The sequence below is a fragment of the Geodermatophilus sp. CPCC 205761 genome, from assembly GCF_051383655.1.
Classification (GTDB): domain Bacteria; phylum Actinomycetota; class Actinomycetes; order Mycobacteriales; family Geodermatophilaceae; genus Geodermatophilus.
This window is the reverse complement of sequence record NZ_JALPKQ010000004.1, coordinates 144,258-165,102: the sequence shown is the minus strand read 5'-3', so window position 1 is coordinate 165,102 and position 20,845 is coordinate 144,258. Positions and strand designations below refer to the sequence as shown.

At 75.3% G+C, this 20,845-nt stretch carries 20 protein-coding genes; 9 read left to right on the top strand and 11 right to left on the bottom strand.

Annotated elements, in window-relative coordinates; genetic code table 11:
* Positions 1-60 precede the first annotated feature (60 nt).
* Positions 61-687: a hypothetical protein gene (locus MY526_RS04045; protein ID WP_436689326.1), complete on the bottom strand. Its 627-nt coding sequence runs from the start codon at positions 685-687 to the stop codon at positions 61-63.
* Positions 688-876: 189 nt separating this feature from the next.
* Here MY526_RS04045 and MY526_RS04040 point away from each other — a divergent pair, with 189 nt between their 5' ends.
* The 4 genes from MY526_RS04040 (at position 877) to MY526_RS04025 (ending at position 5,416) form a co-directional block, all read left to right on the top strand.
* Positions 877-1,776, top strand: a complete 900-nt coding sequence (locus tag MY526_RS04040) for a universal stress protein (protein ID WP_436689324.1) — start codon at positions 877-879, stop codon at positions 1,774-1,776.
* A gap of 36 nt (positions 1,777-1,812) precedes the next feature.
* A complete protein-coding gene (locus MY526_RS04035) occupies positions 1,813-2,589 on the top strand; it encodes an ABC transporter permease (RefSeq protein ID WP_436703294.1) in 777 nt (258 codons plus the stop codon).
* Between the two features lie 105 nt (positions 2,590-2,694).
* A complete protein-coding gene (locus MY526_RS04030) occupies positions 2,695-4,089 on the top strand; it encodes a trypsin-like peptidase domain-containing protein (protein WP_436703293.1) in 1,395 nt (464 codons plus the stop codon).
* Positions 4,090-4,135: 46 nt separating this feature from the next.
* On the top strand, positions 4,136-5,416 hold the full coding sequence (locus MY526_RS04025; RefSeq protein WP_436689318.1) for a DUF445 domain-containing protein: 1,281 nt from the start codon (positions 4,136-4,138) through the stop codon (positions 5,414-5,416).
* A gap of 18 nt (positions 5,417-5,434) precedes the next feature.
* On the opposite strand, the gene rlmB is transcribed toward MY526_RS04025, so the two are convergent.
* Genes rlmB through MY526_RS04000 form a run of 5 tightly spaced genes read right to left on the bottom strand, consistent with a single transcriptional unit; the run spans position 5,435 to position 9,513 of the window.
* Complete coding sequence (rlmB, locus tag MY526_RS04020) at positions 5,435-6,412, bottom strand: 23S rRNA (guanosine(2251)-2'-O)-methyltransferase RlmB (protein WP_436689316.1); 978 nt, start codon at positions 6,410-6,412, stop codon at positions 5,435-5,437.
* Positions 6,394-7,794, bottom strand: a complete 1,401-nt coding sequence (gene cysS, locus MY526_RS04015; protein WP_436703292.1) for a cysteine--tRNA ligase — start codon at positions 7,792-7,794, stop codon at positions 6,394-6,396. The genes rlmB and cysS overlap by 19 nt, the downstream gene beginning before the upstream one ends.
* A 26-nt stretch (positions 7,795-7,820) precedes the next feature.
* Positions 7,821-8,318, bottom strand: a complete 498-nt coding sequence (gene ispF / locus MY526_RS04010) for a 2-C-methyl-D-erythritol 2,4-cyclodiphosphate synthase (RefSeq protein ID WP_436703291.1) — start codon at positions 8,316-8,318, stop codon at positions 7,821-7,823.
* Positions 8,315-8,989, bottom strand: coding sequence for a 2-C-methyl-D-erythritol 4-phosphate cytidylyltransferase (gene ispD, locus MY526_RS04005; RefSeq protein ID WP_436703290.1), 675 nt, complete (start codon positions 8,987-8,989; stop codon positions 8,315-8,317). Before ispD ends, ispF begins: the two co-directional genes overlap by 4 nt.
* 41 nt (positions 8,990-9,030) lie before the next feature.
* Complete coding sequence (locus MY526_RS04000; RefSeq protein ID WP_091929357.1) at positions 9,031-9,513, bottom strand: CarD family transcriptional regulator; 483 nt, start codon at positions 9,511-9,513, stop codon at positions 9,031-9,033.
* A 131-nt stretch (positions 9,514-9,644) separates the two neighbouring features.
* On the opposite strand from MY526_RS04000, the gene MY526_RS03995 reads away from it, so the two are divergent.
* Complete coding sequence (locus tag MY526_RS03995) at positions 9,645-10,493, top strand: UbiA family prenyltransferase (protein WP_436703289.1); 849 nt, start codon at positions 9,645-9,647, stop codon at positions 10,491-10,493.
* A gap of 20 nt (positions 10,494-10,513) precedes the next feature.
* On the opposite strand, the gene MY526_RS03990 is transcribed toward MY526_RS03995, so the two are convergent.
* On the bottom strand, positions 10,514-11,407 hold the full coding sequence (locus MY526_RS03990) for a hypothetical protein (protein ID WP_436703288.1): 894 nt from the start codon (positions 11,405-11,407) through the stop codon (positions 10,514-10,516).
* A gap of 10 nt (positions 11,408-11,417) precedes the next feature.
* On the bottom strand, positions 11,418-12,011 hold the full coding sequence (locus tag MY526_RS03985) for an RNA polymerase sigma factor (RefSeq protein ID WP_436703287.1): 594 nt from the start codon (positions 12,009-12,011) through the stop codon (positions 11,418-11,420).
* Between the two features lie 206 nt (positions 12,012-12,217).
* On the opposite strand from MY526_RS03985, the gene MY526_RS03980 reads away from it, so the two are divergent.
* The 3 genes from MY526_RS03980 to disA all read left to right on the top strand — a co-directional run bounded on the left by MY526_RS03980 (position 12,218) and on the right by disA (position 15,550).
* Positions 12,218-12,931, top strand: a complete 714-nt coding sequence (locus MY526_RS03980; RefSeq protein ID WP_436689303.1) for a hypothetical protein — start codon at positions 12,218-12,220, stop codon at positions 12,929-12,931.
* A 59-nt stretch (positions 12,932-12,990) separates the two neighbouring features.
* The gene (gene radA / locus MY526_RS03975; protein ID WP_436689302.1) at positions 12,991-14,358 is read left to right on the top strand and encodes a DNA repair protein RadA; all 1,368 of its coding nucleotides are present in this window, start codon (positions 12,991-12,993) and stop codon (positions 14,356-14,358) included.
* A 106-nt stretch (positions 14,359-14,464) separates the two neighbouring features.
* Positions 14,465-15,550 carry a DNA integrity scanning diadenylate cyclase DisA gene (gene disA, locus MY526_RS03970; RefSeq protein WP_436703286.1) on the top strand — a complete coding sequence of 362 codons (1,086 nt, stop codon included), beginning with the start codon at positions 14,465-14,467 and terminating at the stop codon, positions 15,548-15,550.
* Positions 15,551-15,644: 94 nt separating this feature from the next.
* Here the strand turns inward: disA and MY526_RS03965 are convergent, their stop codons facing one another.
* Positions 15,645-16,325: a MucR family transcriptional regulator gene (locus MY526_RS03965; protein ID WP_436689298.1), complete on the bottom strand. Its 681-nt coding sequence runs from the start codon at positions 16,323-16,325 to the stop codon at positions 15,645-15,647.
* Positions 16,326-16,402: 77 nt separating this feature from the next.
* Between MY526_RS03965 and MY526_RS03960 the strand changes: the two genes are divergently transcribed.
* The gene (locus MY526_RS03960) at positions 16,403-17,302 is read left to right on the top strand and encodes an A/G-specific adenine glycosylase (protein ID WP_436689296.1); all 900 of its coding nucleotides are present in this window, start codon (positions 16,403-16,405) and stop codon (positions 17,300-17,302) included.
* 191 nt (positions 17,303-17,493) lie between these two features.
* Here the strand turns inward: MY526_RS03960 and MY526_RS03955 are convergent, their stop codons facing one another.
* Both MY526_RS03955 and MY526_RS03950 read right to left on the bottom strand, forming a co-directional pair.
* A complete protein-coding gene (locus tag MY526_RS03955) occupies positions 17,494-20,031 on the bottom strand; it encodes an ATP-dependent Clp protease ATP-binding subunit (RefSeq protein WP_436689294.1) in 2,538 nt (845 codons plus the stop codon).
* 370 nt (positions 20,032-20,401) lie between these two features.
* Positions 20,402-20,755, bottom strand: a complete 354-nt coding sequence (locus MY526_RS03950) for a histone-like nucleoid-structuring protein Lsr2 (protein WP_436689292.1) — start codon at positions 20,753-20,755, stop codon at positions 20,402-20,404.
* Positions 20,756-20,845: the final 90 nt, after the last annotated feature.

Here is a 20,845-nt window from a genome sequence, read left to right as displayed (position 1 = left end):
GCGTCCGCGGTCGTCGCCTGGGGCCGCTCCGGCGCGTACGCCTTATGACCCGTCCCGGGCTCAGGCGGCCGGGTCCCCGTGGCGCAGGTGTCCGGCCGGGTCGCTGCCGGGCAGCGGGACGCCGCTCAGCCACCGCGCGAACCCGGCCGGGTCGCGGCGCTCCAGCTCGTCGAGGGTCTCCTGGCGGCGGACCACGATCGCGTGCCGGGTGCGCGCGTCCAGCCGGCCGGCCAGCGCCTCGGTGCTGTGCACCCACTCGCGGCCCAGGTCTCCGTTGCCCATCGTCGACACCGGAGGCAGCGGCCCGGCCGGCGGCTGCGGCACGGGCCGGACCGACGGCGTCCGCCCTGTGCGCACGGACCAGGCCGCCAGCACGGCCGCGACCCCCGCGGCCGCCACGAGCAGGGTCAGCATGGCTCCCCCGAGGGCGGTGGTGCCCGACAGCACGAGCAGCACCGTCACGGTCCCCACCGCCGCCTTCCACGCGGCGTCCACCGTCGCGCTCCGCTGGGGCCGGGCGGACTCCCGGGCGATGCCCCCGGCGAGGGCGCCGGCGACGACGCCGGCCAGGCCGATGGCGACCAGCCCGCTGGGCGGCAGGGCCAGGCCGCCGAGGACGGCCAGGGCGGCGGCGGCGAGGAGGCCGATCCCCAGCAGGAGTCGGGCGAACGGTCCGCGGTGGGGCACGGGGCAGCCTCCAGGGAAGTTCCGGACACGGGGGGCCGGGCCGCTGCCGAGCGGCGGCGGCCGTTCCGTCCCTACCCCGGCCCCGGCCTCCTTGCACACACCGTGGTCAGCGGGGGTCTTCCCTGCGGCGGCCCGGGGTAGGACGCTCGGAGGAGACACACGGGGGACGACCCAGTTCCGGAGGTGCCCGTGTCAACGACGACCCCCACGCCTGCCAGCACGCTGTCCCAGCGCCAGCCGGAGGACGGCGATCCGCCCGTCCTGCCTGTCGTGGTCGGCGCCGACGGCAGCGAGTGCGGGCTGCGAGCCGTCCGGTGGGCAGCCGAGGAGGCCGCGCGCCGCGCAGCGCCACTGAGGATCGTGCACGCCTCGACCAACGTCGGGCGCAAGCGCGATGCCGGGGGGTCGTCGTCGGAGCAGGCCCGCGGGATGACCGCGACGGCGTACACGGTCGCCAAGCACACCGCGCCGACGGTGCCGGCGTCGACCGAGGTCGTCGGCGGCGACCCCGTCACCGCGCTGCTCCAGGCCGCCGAGAACGCGCAGCTGGTCGTCCTCGGCATCTCCACCACCGGAGCCGCCGACGAGATGGTCCTGGCCTCGGTGGCCCAGAAGGTCGCGGCGCGCTCGCCGCGGCCGGTCGTCGTCGTGCCCCGGCCGCAGCGCACCACCGGCGGCACCCGGCCGCACGTCGCCCTCCTCGGCCTCGGGGAACCGGGCGACGACGAGCCGGTGGCCACCTTCGCCGCCGCAGAGGCGATGCGCGCGAGCGTGCCGCTGACCGTGCTGCACAGCCGGCCGGACGACGCCTCGGACTGGACGGCGGACGAGCAGGCGTGGTCGGAGCGCTTCCCCGACCTGCGGGTGACCCACCAGCCGCTGCCCCACGCCACCGGCGGCCGGGTGCTGGCCGCGGCCTGCCCGACCCCGCTGCTCTCGCTCAGCGCCGGCCACGGCGGCCTGCTGCACCGCCCCATGGACGCGATGCACCGCTGGCTCCTCCGCCACAACACCTCGCCGATGGCCTTCCTGCCTCCGGCGGACCGGATGCCCCGCGAGTCGCGGGAGGGCAGCAGCGCCATGGGGTGATCGGCGCCCGGCGGGCCCTCGGCAGGATCGGCGCCCGTGGGTTCCTCCGTCGTCGACCTCGGTCCACGCCTGGCCGCCGTCCTTGCGGTGCTCACCGCCCTGGCGGCGGTGGGCGGCCGGCTGTCCGGCCTCGGGCAGGACCGCCCGGTCGTCGTCGCGGCCCTGCGGGCGACCGTGCAGCTGGCCGTCGTCTCGGCGCTGCTGCTGGCGGTCGTGCGGTCGCTCCCGCTGTCGGTGGCGTTCGTCCTGCTGATGGTGGGGGTGGCGGCGGCCACGGCGGCCGGGCGGGTGACGGGGCTGCCGGTCCGGGCCGCCGGCGCGCCCCGGCGGGTGGCCGCCGCGGCCCTGCCGGTGCTGGCCGGAGCGGTGCCGGTCGTGGCGCTGGTGCTGGCCAGCGGGGCGGTACCGCTGCGCGGTGAGGCGGTCATCCCGGTCGCGGGCATCCTGGTGGGCGGGGCCATGACGGCGACGTCCCTGGCCGGGCGCCGGCTGCGCGAGGAGCTGACCGGACGGCGCGGCGAGGTCGAGGCCGCGCTCGCCCTGGGGCTCCAGCGGCGGGACGCCGTCCTGGAGGTCGCCCGTCCGGCCGCGGCGACCGCGCTCGTCCCGGGGCTGGACCAGACCCGCACCGTCGGCCTGGTCACGCTCCCCGGCGCCTTCGTCGGCGTGCTGCTCGGCGGCGGCAGCCCGCTCGAGGCGGGAGCCGCCCAGTTGCTCGTGCTCATCGGCCTGCTCGCCACCCAGGTCACCGCCGTGTGGGCGGTCACCGAGCTGATCGCGCGGGGCCGGCTCCTCCCCGACGTCCCCTGCTAGGGCGTCCAGGGACCTCACAGCGAGCCCCCAGCACCGCGCCAGCGGGCCGGATGACAGTGGTCGGCGTGGGCAGCGGACCGTTGCCCGTGGAGGAGGACTCGAACAGTGAGTGAGCACGGCATCCCCCGCCCGGCGCCCGGCACGTGGGCGCCCCCGCCGGCGTGGCAGCACCCCGTCCCCGGCCAGCCGGCCGGTGAGCACCCGACCGCGACCCAGCCCGCCGCGGGCCCGTACGCGGCACCATCGGACACCGCGGAGCAGCCGCACGTCGGCCAGCAGCCGTACGCCACCGCGCAGCAGCCGTTCCCCGGCGCCGCGGACCACGCGCAGTCGTTCCCGGGCTCCCCCGGGTCCGCGCCGTTCACCCCGGCACCGCCCGTGCCGCAGCCGGGCCGGCGGTCCGGCCGGCTCCGCATCGGCGTGGCCGGGCTGCTCGCCGGCGCGCTCATCGGCGGTGGCGCCGGTGCGGGCGTCGTCGTGCTGGCCGACGGGTCGGACGCCGCCGGCGGTGGGACGGTCGCCACGCAGAACGTGACCATCACCAACCCGGAGACGGCCACCGCCGTCACCGCCGCGGCGGCCAAGGCGGCCCCCAGCGTGGTGACCGTGTACGTCACCGGCGCCTCGGGGGCGGGCAGCGGCTCGGGCGTCGTCCTCACCGAGGACGGCTACGTCCTCACCAACAACCACGTGGTGAGCCTCGACGGCGCCGGCGGCTCGACGACCGTGTCGGTGCGCACCAGCGACGGCACGCTGCACGACGCGACCGTCGTCGGGACCGGCGCCGTCTACGACATCGCGGTGCTGAAGCTCGACGACGCCTCCGGCCTCACCCCCGCCACCTTCGCCGACTCCGACGACGTCCAGGTCGGCGACCTGGCGGTCGCCATCGGCGCCCCGCTCGGCCTGTCCGACACCGTGACCGACGGGATCATCAGCGCCACCGGCCGGGCTGTGGCCACCGGCTCCACCGAGGGCGACGCCACGGTGATCGACGCGCTGCAGACCGACGCGGCCATCAACCCCGGCAACTCCGGCGGCGCCCTCGTCGACGGCGCCGGCCAGGTCGTCGGCATCAACACCGCGATCGCGACGGTGGCCGCGGGCGGCCCCGGCGGGCAGTCCGAGAGCGGCAGCATCGGCGTCGGCTTCGCCATCCCGGGCAACACTGCCCAGCGGATCGCCAAGGAGATCATCGAGAGCGGGTCGGCCCGGACCACCTACCTCGGGGTCAGCGCGCAGACCGCCGCCGCCGACGACAACGCCGAGATCGGCACCGGGGCGGAGGTCGTGCAGGTGCAGCCCGGCACCCCCGCGGCGGACGCCGGGCTCCAGGTCGGCGACGTCGTCACCGCCGTCGGCGACCGGGTGGTGACCACCTCGGCGGAGCTGACCGCCGCCGTCCGGAGCGCCACGCCCGGCGACGCGGTGACCGTCAGCGTGCGGCGCGGCGGGGAGACCACGCAGGTGGAGGTCACGCTGGGCAGCACCACCGGCTGACCCGGCCGTGCGGGCCGATGTCGGCGGGGTGCCTAGGCTGGGTCGGGTGCCGGCACCCCGCCCGACCGCGCCCCTCGCCAGCTCGCTGGACGACCCGGCGCGGGCCCGCGACCTCGCGCGGATGAAGCGGCTGGCGACCGGCCTGTTCGCGGTCGCCGGCGCCGTCTTCCTCGGCTGCGTGCTCCTCGGGCCGGACGCCGGCGCGTGGGTGGGCTACGTGCGGGCCACCGCCGAGGCCTCGATGGTCGGGGCGCTGGCCGACTGGTTCGCCGTCACCGCCCTCTTCCGGCACCCCCTGGGGCTGCCGATCCCGCACACCGCGATCATCCCGCGCAAGAAGGACCAGATCGGCGCCAGCCTCGGCAGCTTCGTGGAGGAGAACTTCCTCACCCGCGCGGTGGTCGAGGAGAAGCTGGCCACCATCGACGTCCCCGGCCGGCTCGGCGCCTTCCTGGCCGCGCCGGGGCGGGCCGAGCGGCTGGCGGGTGACGCCTCCGGGGTCCTGCACTCGGTCGCCGACCTGCTCCGCGACGAGGACCTGCAGCCGGCCGTCGCGGCCCTGGTGGACCGCAAGCTGCACGCCACCCCGGCCGCACCGGTGGTGGCGCGGGCCCTGGAGCTGGTCGTCGACGGCGAGCGGCACCAGGAGGTGCTGTCGGCGGCGCTGCGCGGGCTGGCCCACTTCCTCGAGGACAACCGGGTCGTGTTCCGGGCCCAGCTCGGCGACGCCTCGCCGGCCTGGGTGCCCGACTGGGTCGACGACCGGGTCTTCGACCGCGCCTTCTCCGCGGTGCAGCACTTCCTCGAGGAGGTCGGCGAGGATCCGCGGCACGAGCTGCGCCGGGTCTACGACGCCCGGCTGCGCACCTACGTGCACGCGCTGCGGACCGACCCGGCCACCGCGGCCCGCGTGGAGGAGCTGAAGAAGGAGCTGCTCGAGCACCCCGCCGTGCGGACCTGGTCGGGCTCGCTCTGGAGCAACCTGAAGAACGGCGTGCTCGCCGCGGCCGCCGACCCGGACTCCGCGCTGCGCACCCGCGTCACCGTGCTCATCCGGGACGTCGCGACGATGCTGCAGACCGACCCGCGGGTGCGCGAGCTCGTGCAGCGGCACGCGCGCAGCACCGCCGGTCACCTGGTCGAGCGGTTCTCCGGCGACCTGGCCGACCTGGTCGGCGGCACGGTCGCCCGCTGGGACACCGAGGAGACCAGCCGGCGGATCGAGCTGCAGGTGGGGCGCGATCTGCAGTGGATCCGGGTCAACGGCACCGTCGTCGGCGGGCTGGCCGGCCTGCTGATCTACACCGTCGCCCAACTGCTCGGCTGACGGAGAACCCGCCCGGCGTCAGCGGCGCGCGGCCGCGGCCTGGTACAGCGCGATGCCCGCCGCGACGCTCACGTTGAGCGACTCGGTGTCCCGCGCGATCGGGATGCGGACGACGACGTCGCAGCGCTCCCGCACCAGCCGGGAGAGCCCCGCTCCCTCCGCGCCCACCACCAGCGCGACGGGGTCGGCGAAGCCGTCGAAGTCGTGCACGTCGACGTCGCCGTCCCCGGCCAGGCCGACGGTCATCAGCCCGGCGTCCTGGTAGCCGGCCAGCGCCCGCGCCAGGTTCACCGCGCGGGCGACTGGCAGCCGGGCCGCCGCGCCCGCGCTGGTGCGCCACGCCGAGGCGGTCATGCCGACGGCCCGCCGCTGCGGCACGACGACGCCGTGCGCGTCGAACGCGGCGGCCGAGCGGACGACGGCGCCCAGGTTGCGAGGGTCGGTGACGCCGTCCATCGCCACGACCAGCGGGGGCCGGCCCGAGTCGTGGGCCAGGTCCAGCAGGTCCTCGGGGTGGGCGTACTGGTAGGGCGGCACCTGGAGCCCGATCCCCTGGTGCAGCGCGCCTCCGGACATCCGGTCGAACTCGGCCTTGCCGACCTCCAGCAGCGGCAGGCCGCGGTCGTTGGCCAGGTGCAGCGCCTCGGTGATCCGCTCGTCGGTGGTCCCCCGGGTGTCGCCGGTGACCACGTAGAGGGCCGTCGCCGGGATCTGCGCGCGCAGCGCCTCCACGACCGGGTTGCGCCCGAGCAGCAGCTCCGGGGTCTCGTCGGCGCGCTGGCGGCTGCGGTCGCGCTCGGTCCGCCGCCGGGCATCGGCCTGCGCCCGCCGCTGCGCCGGGTGGCCCGGGCGCATCTCGGCCGGTGGCGTGGCGCCGCGTCCGGCGAGCGCCCGGCGGCCCTTGCCTCCGGTGCCGGCGCTCGCGCCCTTCTTGCCGGCGCCGCTGGTGCGGCCCCGTCGCTGGCTGTTGCCGGCCATCAGCGGCTCAGCTCCCATCGGGGTCCGTTCGGGGTGTCCTCGACCTGGACGCCGAGGGCGCCCAGCCGGTCGCGGATCGTGTCGGCCGCGGCGAAGTCCTTGCGGGCGCGGGCGGCCTGCCGCTGCTCCAGCGCCAGCGCGACGAGCCCGCCGGTCACCGCGCTCAGCCGGTCGTCGGTGCCGGCGGCCCAGCGCGGGTCGAGCGGGTCCAGGCCCAGCACGCCGAGCATGGCCCGCACCGAGCCCAGCGCCGCGGCCGCGCCGTCGTCGTCGCCCGCCGCCAGGGCGGAGTTGCCCTGCCGCACCGCCTCGTGGACGACGGCCACCGCGGCGGGCGTGCCGAGGTCGTCGTCGAGGGCGGCGACGAACTCGGGCGCGAGGTCGGGCTTCCCGGCGTCCGGTCCGAGCCGCTCGGCGGCGCGCTTCACGAACGACTCCAGCCGCCGGTAGGCGACGCCGGCCTCGTCCAGTGCGGCGTCGGTGAACTCCACCGTCGACCGGTAGTGCGGAGCGACCAGGTAGTAGCGCAGCTCCACCGGCCGCACCCGCTTGACCACCTCGTCGACCAGCGCGGTGTTGCCCAGCGACTTGCTCATCTTCTCGCCGCCGAGGGTCACCCAGCCGTTGTGCAGCCAGTAGCGCGCGAACCCGTCGCCTGCCGCCTGCGACTGCGCGCGCTCGTTCTCGTGGTGCGGGAAGCGCAGGTCCAGCCCGCCGCCGTGCACGTCGAACTCGGCGCCGAGGTAGCGCCCGGCCATGGCGGAGCACTCCAGGTGCCACCCGGGCCGGCCGCGGCCCCACGGGGTGGCCCACGACGCGGTCTCCGGCTCGCCGGCCTTGGCCGCCTTCCACAGCGCGAAGTCGCGGGGGTCGCGCTTGCGCTCGTCGCTGTCGGTGTCGGCCGCCGGCTCGAGGTTCTCCAGCCGCTGCCCGGTGAGCTCTCCGTAGCCGGCGAACGAGCGGACGTCGAAGTAGACGTCGCCGTCGGCCGTGTAGGCGTGCCCCCGCTCGATCAGGCGGTCCATCAGCGCGACCATGTCCGGCACGTGACCGGTGGCCCGGGGCTCGTAGGTGGGCGGCAGCACCCCGAGGACGTCGTAGGCACGGGTCACGGCCAGCTCGTTCGCGTACGCCCAGGCCCACCACGGGACGCCGGCGTCGGCGGCCTTGGCCAGGATCTTGTCGTCGATGTCGGTGACGTTGCGGACGTAGGTCACCTCCAGCCCGCTCGCGGTCAGCCAGCGGCGCAGCACGTCGAAGGCGAGCGCGGACCGCACGTGGCCGACGTGCGGGGGGCCCTGCACGGTGAGCCCGCAGACGTACACGGAGGCCTGGCCGGCACGCAGGGGCGTGAAGTCGCGGACCGCGCGGGCGGCCGTGTCGTACAGGCGGAGGCTCACCGCCAGGAGTCTACGGAGGGCGGCGCTCAGCCCTGCTCGGCGTGCGCCGCGGCCGTCCGCACGACCAGCGCCGTCGCCATCGCCGCCCGGCCCTCGCCGCGGCCGGTGAGACCGAGGCCGTCGGTCGTGGTGGCGGTGACGCTGACCGGGGCGCCCAGGGCGGCCGACAGGACCGCCTCGGCCTCGGTCCGGCGCGGGCCGACCTTCGGAGTGGCGCCGACCAGCTGCACGGCGGCGTTGCCCACCTGCCAGCCGGCCGCGGTCAGCACCTCGCGGACGTGCTCGAGCACCGCCGCGCCGCGCGCCCCGGCCCAGCGCGGCTCGTCGGTGCCGAGCAGCCCGCCGATGTCGCCGAGCCCGGCGGCGGACAGGACCGCGTCGGTGAGCGCGTGCGCGACGACGTCGCCGTCGGAGTGGCCGGCGCAGCCGTCGACGCCCGGCCACTCCAGCCCGGCGAGCCAGCAGGGGCGCCCGGCCTCGATCGGGTGGACGTCCACGCCGATGCCGACCCTGGGCGGGCTCACCCGCGGACCTGCAGCTCCGCCAGCGCGAGGTCGTGCGCGACGGTCACTTTGGCCGACCGCTCGTCGCCGGCCACGGTCGTCACCGGGATCCCGGCGGCGCGGACCACAGCGGCGTCGTCGGTGAGCTCGGCGCCGGCCGGGAGCCGGTCGTAGGCGTCGACGAGAGCGGAGCGGCCGAACCCCTGCGGCGTCTGGACCCGGCGCAGCGTCTCGCGGGCCAGCGTGCCGGTGAGGACGCCGTCGTCGCCCACGGTGACCGTGGTGTCGACGACCGGCAGGACCGGCACGACGGCGCCGGCGCCGTCGGCGAGCGCGGCGAGCACCCGGGCGACGACGTCGGGCGGGGTCAGCGGCCGGGCGGCGTCGTGCACGAGGACGGCGTCGGGCGCGGGGCGGGCGGGATCGGTCACCGCGGCCAGCGCGGCCCGGACCGACGCCGTGCGGGTCGCGCCGCCCACGACGAGCCGCACGTCGGGCGGGAGCACCGAGCCGAAGGCGCCGAGCTCCGCCGCCGGGACCGCGACGACGACCTCGGCCACCCCGCCGTCGCGGAGGGTGTCGACCGCCCAGCAGACCAGCGGACGGCCGGCCAGCGGGACCAGTGCCTTGGGTCGTTCCGCCCCCAGACGCAGACCACTCCCGGCCGCTGCGACGATGCCGACAGCGTGCACGGGAGTGGTCTGGACGTGCGGGAGAGGTGCCGAGCCGGAACTCAGCTGGCGAGGACCTCGTCGAGGAGGACCTCGGCCTTGTCCTCGTTGGTGCCCTCGGCGAGCGCGAGCTCGCTGACGAGGATCTGGCGGGCCTTGGAGAGCATGCGCTTCTCGCCGGCGGAGAGACCCCGGTCCTTGTCGCGGCGCCACAGGTCGCGGACGACCTCGGCGACCTTGTTCACGTCACCGGACGCGAGCTTCTCGAGGTTCGCCTTGTAGCGGCGCGACCAGTTGGTCGGCTCCTCGGTGTGCGGGGCGCGCAGGACCTCGAAGACCCTGTTCAGCCCCTCCTGACCGACGACGTCACGGACGCCCACGATCTCTGCGTTGTCAGCCGGCACGCGCACGGTCAGATCGCCCTGGGCGACCTTGAGCACGAGGTAGGCCTTCTCTTCACCCTTGATGGTCCGCTTCTCGATCGCCTCGATGAGCGCGGCACCGTGGTGCGGGTAGACAACGGTCTCGCCGACAGTGAAGCCCATGTGTGTGTGACCCCTTTCGCTGTCCACAGGTTACCACGGCAGACTGACGAACGGTTCTGCCCGGATTCGTAAATCCGCAGGTCAGCGGCCACATGAAGTAGTCGGGAGGGGTTGACACCAGCGTGGTCGATGTGCCTGCACACCCCTCCCGCCCGGCCGCCACGGCCCGCGCGCTGGTGCTCGCGACGCACCCCGGACCGACGGTGGCGGTGACCGTCGTGGCGACCCTGCTGGCCGTCGCGGCGGGGACACCGGCGGACCGCGTGGCGCTGGTGGCCGCGGCCGTCCTCGCAGGTCAGGCATCGATCGGGTGGAGCAACGACTGGCTCGACGCCGACCGCGACCGGGCCGTCGCGCGCGCCGACAAGCCGGTCGTCCAGGGCGCGGTCGCCCCCTCGCTGCTGCGGACGCTCGCCCTCGGCTCGGCGGCCGCGGCCGTCGTCCTGTCGCTCGTGCTCGGTGTCGTCCCCGGCGTGCTGCTGCTCGTCCTGGTCGCCAGCGGCTGGGCATACAACGCGGGCCTGAAGCGCACCGCCGTGTCCGTCGTGCCGTACGTGACCGGGTTCGGGGCGCTGCCCGCCGGCGTGGTCGCCGCCGCCCCGGGTGCACCGGTCGCGCCCTGGTGGCTCGTGGCGGCCGGTGGCGCGCTGGGCGCCGCGGCACACTTCGCGAACGTCGCCCCCGACATCGAGGACGACCTCGCCACCGGCGTCCGCGGGCTGCCGCACCGACTGGGCGCCCGGGCGTCGGCCGTCACCGGGGCGGCGCTTCTCGGGTCGACCTCGCTCCTGCTCGTGCTCGGCCCCGCCGGCCCGCCGACGGCAGCCGGCTGGGCCGGGCTCGCGCTGGCCGTGCCGGCCGTCGCGGTCGCTGCCCTCGCCGGCACCGCCCGCTTCCGCCGGGCGGCGTTCCCGGCCGTGATGCTCCTGACCGTCCTGGACGTCGTGCTGCTGCTGGCGGGCGGGGCCGCGGTCACCTGAGCGCGGCCCAGCCCGGCGGGTCACTTCCGGCCGTTGCCGTTCCCGTCGCCGTTGCCGTTCCCGGGCCGGCTGTCCGAGACCGCCGGGGCCTCCGCGACCGGCTCCTCGGCCGCGGGCTCCTGCACGACCGGCGCCGGCACGGGCGCGGGGGCGGCCTCGCGGGCCTCGCGGCGCTGCTGGTTGCGCTGGTGCGCCTGGGCGCTGACGGTGCCGCCGTCGACCCAGCCCTCGCGGGCGCCCTCGCTCACCCAGTCGCCGTGCGACTGGCCCTCGTCGGGGCCCTCCTGCCAGGCCTGCTGCGGCGTCAGCTCGGGAGTCGGCGTCACCACCGGCTCGTCGGGCGTCCCGACGGGCGCCTCGGACGGCGTCTCGGAGGGCGTCCCGGACGGCGTCCCGGCGGTGCTGCCGCCCGGGACGTCGGTGTCCGTGCCGTCGCCGGCACCGGGGTCCGTGCTCGTGAGCGGGTCGGGGTCGACCGTCGGGTCGGGATCGACGTCCTCCTGCGTCACGGGGGACTCGACGACCGGAGTCGTCTGGTCCTGGGAGGTGACGACGCCGGCGGTCGTGGCGCCGGCGAGCGCGACGACGACGACACCGGTGCCGGCGGCGGCCTTGGCCAGTGCGCCGGCACCGATGATCTTGGCGACGAGGGTGGAGAGCAGCATGCGTGGCCTCTTCCGTGAGGTCCGGGCGGGGAGCCCGGCCGTCCCGCGGGACGGTTCCTGGTGGGTGGTGAGGAGACCGGTCGCCAGCAGTTCGGCCAGGGCCGCGTTCGGCCGCCCGGGGGCGGCGCCCTCGCCCCGCACCGCGTCGGTGAACGCGGCCAGGCCGGAGGCGCCGTCGGGTACGGGACGGCCGGCGAGGGCGGCCTCGAAGGCCACCTCCGCGGCGCGGGCGTCAGCTGGACCGGTCATCTCGTCCTCGTCATCGCCGCAGGGCCGGAAAAGGGTGCGCGCCGGCCGCCACCCCTTCGGGGGAACCGTTCTCGAGCGCCGTCCGCAGGCTCGCCAGCCCGCGGCGCTGCAGGGCCTTGACCGAGCCCACCGAGCGCCCCAGCACCTGCGCGACCTGCTCGACGGTCAGGTCGGCGAGGATCCGGAGGAGCAGCACCGCGCGCTGGTCGGCGGGCAGGAGACCGCACAGCCGGTGGACGTCGTCGGTGCCGAGCCGGACCAGTGCGTCGTCCTCGGTGTCGCCACCCGGTCGCGTGGTGAGCGGCCCGTCGTCGTCGGTGACCTGTGGGCGGCGTCCCCGCCGCCGCCAGTCGTCGACCAGCCGGCGGTGCGCGATCGTGAAGACCCACGCGCGCAGCGCCTCCTCGTCGCCCCGGAACCCGCCGAGCCCGGTGAGGACGCCGATGAAGGTCTCGCTGGCCAGGTCGTCGGGCTCGGCCGAACCGTGCAGCCGCAGGTACCCGGTGACCGACGGGGCGAGGTCGCGGTAGAGCACCTCGAACGCCCAGGCGGCACCGGCCTGGGCCGCGGCCAGGACGTCGTCGAACGGCAGCCCCGTCCGCATCCGGTCTCCCCTCGCCGCGCTCCGCCGTCCCCTTGGCATCGGCAGGAGCGGGCCCGGACCGGACCGCGGTCACCCGGTCGGGGGTGGGTCCCGGCGTGGGCACGGTGTCCCCCGGCCTCCGGGCGGTCCCATCGGGCGGGCGTTAGGCTCCCCCCGACTCGGGCCATCGACGTGCGGTGGCCGCACGTCCCTGGAGGTCGACGGCTGTGAACCGCGCACTGCGCGCCGCCACTGTGGGTGTCCTGCTCGTGAGCCCCCTCGCGCTGGGCGCGTGCAGCGCCGGGCAGGTCTCCCAGACGGCGACCCAGAACCGGGACAAGGTCGGCGCCGAGGCCGCGATCGGCGACATCACCCTGCGCGCGATCACGCTCGAGTACCCCGACGAGGGTCGCTACGACCGGGGCGACGACGCCGCTCTGAACATGGCCGTCATCAACAGCGGCACCGAGGAGGACACGCTCGTCGGCATCGAGGGCGAGTTCTTCGACGGCGTGGTCGTCACCGGCCAGGCCACCCCCTCCCCCGCCGCGCCCGCCTCGCCGTCGGCGACGCCGCCCGGGACGGCACCGGTGCCGCCCACCACGCCGGCCACCCCCACCACCACGCCGGCCACCCCCACCACCGCGGCGGCCAGCTCGACGGTCGACATCCCGGTCCCGGCCCGGTCCACCGTCTTCCTGGGCGGCGCCGACGGGCCCACCGTGGAGCTGTCCGACCTCTCCGAGGTGCTGACCGCCGGCCAGACGGTCGAGCTCACCCTGACCTTCGAGCTGGCCGGCGAGGTCACCGTGTCGGCGATGGTCGCCAACCCCGACCGGGTGCTGCCGCGCGAGGAGGGCTTCGACTTCCACACGGAGGAGGAGTCCGAGGAGCAGGACACCGAGGTCGCCGGCGGGGGCAACCCCGAGTCCGGCGGCTGAGCGCGACGCCTCCCCCTGGGTTGCCCGGAACCGTCGTACCGGGCGGTTAGCGTCGCCGCGTGCCCCCCGCAGGAGTGAAGTCCGCCCGGCCCGCCCACCGCTGCACCGAGTGCGGCCACGCCTCGGCCAAGTGGGTGGGCCGCTGCCCGGAGTGCCAGGCCTGGGGCACCCTGCAGGAGGTCGGCGTGCCGGCGTCGCCGCTGCGGGCCGTGGCCGCCGGCCCGGTCAGCGCGCCGGCCGTCCCGATCGCCCAGGTCGAGCTCGGAGGCGCCCGCGCCGTGCCGACCGGCATCGAGGAGTTCGACCGCGTGCTCGGCGGCGGGCTGGTGCCGGGCGCCGTGCTGCTGGTCGCCGGTGAGCCGGGCGTGGGCAAGTCGACGCTGCTGCTCGAGGTCGCCCACCGGGTGGCGGCCGTGAACGGCCCGGCCCTGGTCGTCTCCGGCGAGGAGTCCGCCGCGCAGGTGCGGCTGCGGGCCGAGCGGATCGGCGCGCTGCACGAGCGCCTCTACCTGGCCGCCGAGACCGACCTGTCGGCCGTCCTCGCCCACGTCGAGCAGGTCGCCCCGTCGCTGCTGGTGCTCGACAGCGTGCAGACCGTCCGCTCCCCCGCCGTCGACGGCACCGACGGCGGCGCCACCCAGGTGCGGGCCGTCGCCAGCGCGCTGACCGGGGTGGCCAAGAGCCGCGGGATGACCACGATCCTGGTCGGGCACGTCACCAAGGACGGCGCCATCGCGGGGCCGCGCGCCCTCGAGCACCTCGTCGACGTCGTCGTCTCCTTCGACGGGGAGCGCCACTCCACGCTGCGACTGGTCCGGGCCACCAAGAACCGGTTCGGGCCTGCCGACGAGATCGGCTGCTTCGAGATCGGCGACCGCGGCGTCGTCGGCGTGCCCGACGCCTCGCACCTGTTCGTCTCCCGCCGCACCGCACCGGTCCCGGGCAGCTGCGTCACGGTCACCCTGGAGGGCAGCCGCCCGCTGCTGGCCGAGGTCCAGGCGCTCGTGGCCGGCACCGGAGGGGGCGGCTCGCCCCGGCGGGCGGTGAGCGGGCTGGACTCCCAGCGTGTGGCGATGGTCAACGCCGTCGTCGAGCGGCGCGGCGGGGTGCGGCTGGCCGACGCCGACGTCTTCGCCGCCTCGGTCGGCGGGGTGCGCATCGGCGAGCCGGCGGCCGACCTGGCGCTGGCCCTCGCGATCGCCTCGGCCGCCAAGGACATCCCGCTCCCGCAGGGGCTGGTCGCGCTCGGCGAGGTCGGGCTGTCCGGTGAGATCCGGCGGGTCGGCGGCACCGGGCGCCGGCTGTCCGAGGCGGCCCGCCAGGGCTACAAGGTCGCCCTCGTCCCCGAGGACTCCGGCAAGGCGCCCCGGGGCATGCGGTTGATCGAGGTCTCCGACCTCGGGGCCGCGTTCGCCCGGCTGTTCTGAGCGCGCCGCACCAGACCCGGGACGGTGAGCCGACTCACCGCCGCCCGCCACCAGGTTCGGCTCCACGTAGACTCAGCCGCCACGACACCGACCGTCAGGAGCACTCGTGCCCCCCGCTGTGGACCCCGAGATCGCGCTCCGCGATCTGCTCGGCCGCATCGCCCCGGGGACCGCACTGCGTGACGGTCTGGAACGCATCCTGGCCGGGCGGACCGGCGCCCTCATCGTGCTCGGCTACGACCGGGTGGTCGAGTCCATCTGCACCGGCGGCTTCGCCCTCGACGTCGCCCTCTCGGCGACCCGGCTGCGCGAGCTGGCCAAGATGGACGGCGCCGTCATCGTCTCCTACGACGGGACGCGGATCGTCCGCGCGGGCGTCCACCTGATGCCCGACCCGACCGTGCCGACCGAGGAGTCGGGCACCCGGCACCGCACCGCCGAGCGCGTCGCGATCCAGAGCGGCTTCCCGGTCATCTCGGTCAGCCAGTCGATGCACATCATCAGCGACTACGTCGCCGGCCGCCGGTACACCCTCGAGCACCCGACGACCATCCTCGCCCGGGCCAACCAGGCCCTGGCGGCGCTGGAGCGGTACAAGCTGCGGCTCGACGAGGTGGCCAGCACCCTCTCGGCGCTGGAGATCGAGGACCTCGTCACGATCCGCGACGCGATGAGCGTCAGCCAGCGGCTGGAGATGGTCCGCCGGATCGCGGACGAGATCGAGGGCTTCGTCGTCGAGCTGGGCACCGACGGACGGCTGCTGGCACTCCAGCTCGACGAGATGCTGGCCGGCGTCGAGGAGGACCGCGGCCTCCTGGTCCGCGACTACCTGCCCGGCGGTGCCCGGCGCCCCCGCACGATCGAGCAGGTCCTCACCGACCTGCGCGCGCTGTCGGCCACCGAGCTGCTCGACCTCTCCGCGGTGTCCCGCTGCTACGGCCTGCCCACCTCGGCCGACGCGCTGGACTCGCCCGTGAGCCCCCGTGGCTACCGGCTGCTGGCCCGCGTGCCGCGGCTGCCCGCCGGCATCATCGAGCGCCTGGTCGACCACTTCGGGGGCCTGCAGAAGCTGCTCGCCGCCACCATCGAGGACCTCCTGGCCGTCGAGGGCGTCGGCGAGGCCCGGGCCCGGGGCATCCGGGAGGGCCTGTCCCGCCTGGCCGAGACCTCGATCCTCGACCGCTACAGCTGATCGGCCTCCTCCAGGGGCCTGGCCGCTTGCAGGGGCCTGGCCCCCTGCAGGGGCCCACCGCGAGCCTGCGAGCGGTGGGGGCAGGGGTCCTTCGTCAGACGACGGCGAACGGGGCGTCCGGGCTGACCTTGGTGTCCAGCCGCCCCCGGACGACGTACTGCCCCGGGGCCAGCGGCTCGCGGTCGGCGGTGCAGGACGGCTCGCTGATGAGCCCGCCCCAGACCAGCGGGAAGGCGACCGACTCCCCCGGGGCGAGGGTGCGGGTGTCGCTGCTCGCCTCCGGGAAGCAGTCGTTGCTGCCCCACAGCCGGGTGCCGGCGCCGTCGAGCAGGAGGATCTCCTGCAGGCCCTTGTCCAGGGTCCGCACGCACGGCACCGCCGAGACGTTCGTGACCACCAGCTCGAAGGTCGGCTTGCCGCCCACCGGCGCACTGCCGGGCGTCCGCACCTCCAGGCCGATCAGGTCGTCGCCGCACGGACCGCCCGGGACAGGGCCGGCCGGCTCGGGGGCGGGAGCGGCCGGCTCCGGGGTGACGGGCAGCGTCGGCGTCTGGACGCTGGCCAGCGACGGGACCACCTGCTCGAGCGCCGGCGGCTCGGCCGGTTCGGTCGGCTCGGCCGACGCCGCGGCCGCCGTCGAGCCCGCGGTGCTCCCGGTCGACGCGGCCACCACCAGCCAGGTGCCACCGCCCAGGACGGCCACGACCAGGGCCAGCACCAGGACGCGCCGCCGCCAGTAGACGCCCGCGGGCAGGGGGCCGACCGGGTGCAACACGCCGAGAACGGTAGTGCGCCGCGGACGGCCGACCTGCGGCGGCACGCCGTCCCCGGTGGACGGCACACTGGGTCCCCGTGAACAGCTCCGCCCGCCCAGCCCCGGCCCCGAGGGACGACGTCGGCGAGGTCCTCGTCGACTGGTTCACCACCGCCGCCCGCGACCTGCCGTGGCGCCGTCCGGAGGTGGACCCGTGGGCGGTGCTCGTCAGCGAGGTGATGCTGCAGCAGACCCCGGTGGCCCGCGTCGAGCCGGTGTGGCGGGCCTGGATGGACCGCTGGCCCACGCCGGCCGCGCTGGCGGCGGCCTCACCCGCCGAGGTCATCCGGGCGTGGGGCAAGCTCGGCTACCCGCGGCGGGCACTGCGGCTGCGCGAGGCCGCCGTCGCGCTCACCGAGCGGCACGGCGGTGCGGTGCCGGCCGACGTCGCGACCCTGGAGGCGCTGCCCGGCATCGGCACGTACACCGCCCGGGCCGTCGCGTGCTTCGGCCACGGGCAGCCGCAGCCGGTCGTCGACACCAACGTGCGGCGGGTGGTGGCGCGGCTGGTGCACGGCCGGGCCGAGGCGGGCACCGCGCGGGCCGCCGACCTGACCGACGTCGCCGCGCTGGCCCCGGCCGATCCGGCCCGGGCGGTGCGGTTCTCGGTGGCGGTCATGGAACTGGGCGCGCTGGTCTGCGTGGCCCGGACGCCGCGCTGCGCGGTCTGCCCGGTGCGGGAGGACTGCGCGTGGCGGCTGGCCGGCGCACCGGCGTCCGTCGGTGCGCCGCGCAGGGTGCAGAAGTTCGCCGGGACCGACCGGCAGGTGCGGGGGCGGCTGCTCGACGTCCTGCGGGCCGCTTCCGGCCCGGTGACGGCTCCCGAGCTGGACGACGCCTGGGACGACGCGGCCCAGCGGTCCCGGTGCCTGGACTCGCTGCTGGTCGACGGCCTGGTCGAGCAGACCCCCGACGGCCGGTTCCGCCTCCCCCACTGACCGCCTCGGCACGAGGCAGAGGAAGCAACACCCACGTCAGGGACCCCTCGACGCGGGTAGAGCTTCCTATGCCTCGTGAGCCTGTTCCTCGGGTGCCCCGGGCGGGTGCGGGCACGACGAAGGGGCCGCCCCCGCTCGCGATGAGCGGGGACGGCCCTTGTGCGGCCCCGTCCTCGGGACGGAGCCCTCGTTCAGTCGGCGGACGTCCCGGTCGCCGGCGGCTCCTCGTCGCCCACCGACAGCGCGACCGGCGGGGTGTCGGGGAGGTCGATCGGCTTGGTCTCGCCGCGGAAGGTGAACTTCTGCGCCGCGCCCTCCGCCTCGTCGACGTCCACCACGATGATCTGACCCGCGGTCAGCTCGCCGTAGAGGATCTTCTCCGACAGCGCGTCCTCGATCTCGCGCTGGATGGTGCGGCGCAGCGGCCGCGCACCCAGCACCGGGTCGAACCCGCGGGTGGCCAGCAGCTTCTTGGCCTCGGTGGTCACCTCGAGGGACATGTCCTTGTTCGCCAGCTGGCCCTCCACGCGGGCGAGCATGAGGTCGACGATCTGGATGATCTCGGCCTCGGTCAGCTGGTGGAACACCACGATGTCGTCGATGCGGTTGAGGAACTCAGGCCGGAAGTGCTGCTTGAGCTCGTCGTTCACCCGCGCCTTCATGCGCTCGTAGTTGGACTGGGTGTCGTTCCCGGCCTGGAAGCCGAGGCCGACCGCCTTGGAGATGTCCCGCGTCCCGAGGTTGGTCGTGAGGATCAGGATCGTGTTCTTGAAGTCCACGATCCGGCCCTGACCGTCGGTGAGCCGGCCGTCCTCGAGCACCTGCAGGAGCGTGTTGAACACGTCCGCGTGCGCCTTCTCGATCTCGTCGAAGAGGACCACCGAGAACGGCTTGCGCCGCACCTTCTCGGTCAGCTGGCCGCCCTCGTCGTAGCCGACGTAGCCGGGAGGGGCACCGACCAGCCGCGACACGGTGAACCGGTCGTGGAACTCGCCCATGTCGATCTGGATGAGCGCGTCGTCCTCACCGAAGAGGAAGCTCGCCAGCGCCTTCGCCAGCTCGGTCTTACCGACACCCGAGGGGCCGGCGAAGATGAACGAGCCACCGGGACGGCGCGGGTCCTTGAGACCCGCCCGCGTCCGCCGGATCGCCTGGCTGACGCTCTTGATGGCCTCTTCCTGGCCGATGATCCGCTTGTGGAGCTCGTCCTCCATGCGCAGGAGGCGGGTGGTCTCCTCCTCCGTCAGCTTGAAGACGGGGATGCCGGTCCAGTTGGCCAGCACCTCGGCGATCTGCTCGTCGTCGACCTCGGCGACGACGTCCATGTCGCCGGCCTTCCACTGCTTCTCGCGCTCGCTCTTCTCGGCGAGGAGGGTCTTCTCCTTGTCGCGCAGCGACGCGGCCTTCTCGAAGTCCTGCGCGTCGATCGCCGACTCCTTCTCGCGGCGGATGGCCGCGATCCGGTCGTCGAACTCGCGCAGGTCCGGCGGGGCGGTCATCCGCTTGATCCGCATGCGGGCGCCGGCCTCGTCGATCAGGTCGATCGCCTTGTCCGGCAGGAAGCGGTCGGAGATGTAGCGGTCGGCCAGCGTCGCGGCGGCCACGAGGGCGCCGTCGGTGATGCTGATCCGGTGGTGCGCCTCGTAGCGGTCGCGCAGGCCCTTGAGGATCTCGATCGTGTGGGTGAGCGTCGGCTCCCCCACCTGGATCGGCTGGAAGCGGCGCTCGAGCGCGGCGTCCTTCTCCAGGTGCTTGCGGTACTCGTCGAGCGTGGTGGCACCGATGGTCTGCAGCTCACCGCGGGCCAGCATCGGCTTGAGGATGCTGGCGGCGTCGATCGCGCCCTCGGCGGCACCCGCCCCGACGAGGGTGTGGATCTCGTCGATGAACAGGATGATGTCGCCGCGGGTGCGGATCTCCTTGAGGACCTTCTTCAGCCGCTCCTCGAAGTCACCGCGGTAGCGGGAACCGGCGACGAGCGCGCCGAGGTCCAGCGTGTAGAGCTGCTTGTCCTTCAGCGTCTCGGGGACCTCGCCCTTGACGATCGCCTGGGCCAGGCCCTCGACGACGGCGGTCTTGCCGACGCCGGGCTCGCCGATGAGGACGGGGTTGTTCTTGGTCCGCCGCGACAGGACCTGCATGACCCGCTCGATCTCCTTGGCCCGCCCGATGACCGGGTCGAGCTTGGAGTCGCGCGCGGCCTGGGTCAGGTTGCGGCCGAACTGGTCGAGCACCAGCGAGGTCGACGGCGTGCCCTCGGCGGGGCCGCCGGCGGCGGCCGGCTCCTTGCCCTGGTAGCCGGACAGCAGCTGGATGACCTGCTGGCGGACCCGGTTGAGGTCGGCGCCCAGCTTCACGAGGACCTGGGCGGCGACGCCCTCACCCTCGCGGATCAGGCCGAGCAGGATGTGCTCGGTGCCGATGTAGTTGTGGCCGAGCTGCAGCGCCTCGCGCAGCGACAGCTCGAGCACCTTCTTGGCCCGCGGGGTGAAGGGGATGTGCCCGGACGGGGCCTGCTGGCCCTGGCCGATGATCTCCTCCACCTGCTGCCGGACACCCTCCAGCGAGATGCCCAGGGACTCGAGAGCCTTGGCGGCGACACCCTCACCCTCGTGGATCAGGCCCAGGAGGATGTGCTCGGTGCCGATGTAGTTGTGGTTGAGCATCCGGGCCTCTTCCTGGGCCAGGACGACCACGCGGCGGGCTCGGTCGGTGAACCGTTCGAACATCTGCTGCTTCTCCTCTGACCGGCTGGTCCGGCACTGCCCTCCCCGTGGTGGAGAGGAGCACCCGACGTCCGTCGGCGCACGGGGCACCGGTCTTTCCACTGTAGTCGCGGACTCCGACCCTCCGTCGGCGCGAGACCGTGCGGTGGAGCAGGAGCTGCCCGGTCCAACCGATCGTGACCGAACGGTGTTCCGGCGCGGTTACGCCGTGAGCGGACGGAGTGGCGAGTGACTCGTGTGACCGGAGGTGCGCCCGCGCCGCCCCGTGGGACGACGACGGCCCGGCACCTCAGTGAGGTACCGGGCCGCCAGGCCCCGTCCGGGCGCTCACCCTGAGCCAGCGAAGGGGTGAGCCCCCGGACGGGGTCCTTCTTCAGTGCGCGGCCTCGTAGGCCTCGACGACGCTGGCCGGGATGCGCCCGCGGTCGCTCACCGCGTGACCGTTCTTCCGGGCCCAGTCGCGGATCGCGCCGGCCTGCTCGCGGTCCATCCGGCCACCACCGGTGGCGCGGGAGCGCCCGCCGCCGGAGGCCCGCCCGCCGCCGGCGCGGCCGACCTTCCGAGCCGCCTGCACGTAACGAGAGAATGCGTTCCGCATCTCCTCGGCGTTGTTCTCCGAGAGGTCGATCTCGTAGTTCGTACCGTCGAGCGAGAAACTCACCGTCTCGTCGGCCGGAACGTTCTCGTCGAGGTCGTCACTGAGGATCACCTGGACCTTGCGAGCCATTCCTGTTCCCACTCCTCACCGCGCCCCGGATTCCGGGGCGGTTAGTCAGTCACCGCAGAAGGCGAGTTCCTCTGCCACTCGCGACCATAG

Bases quoted from the DNA above. Each gene is read 5' to 3' on its own strand.
- rlmB (WP_436689316.1), bottom strand. From the start codon at position 6,412: ATGGGAGCTGAGCCGCTGATGGCCGGCAACAGCCAGCGACGGGGCCGC.
- MY526_RS04000 (WP_091929357.1), bottom strand. From the start codon at position 9,513: ATGGGCTTCACTGTCGGCGAGACCGTTGTCTACCCGCACCACGGTGCC.
- MY526_RS03990 (WP_436703288.1), bottom strand. From the start codon at position 11,407: ATGACCGGTCCAGCTGACGCCCGCGCCGCGGAGGTGGCCTTCGAGGCC.
- MY526_RS03985 (WP_436703287.1), bottom strand. From the start codon at position 12,011: ATGCGGACGGGGCTGCCGTTCGACGACGTCCTGGCCGCGGCCCAGGCC.
- MY526_RS03955 (WP_436689294.1), bottom strand. From the start codon at position 20,031: ATGTTCGAACGGTTCACCGACCGAGCCCGCCGCGTGGTCGTCCTGGCC.
- MY526_RS03950 (WP_436689292.1), bottom strand. From the start codon at position 20,755: ATGGCTCGCAAGGTCCAGGTGATCCTCAGTGACGACCTCGACGAGAAC.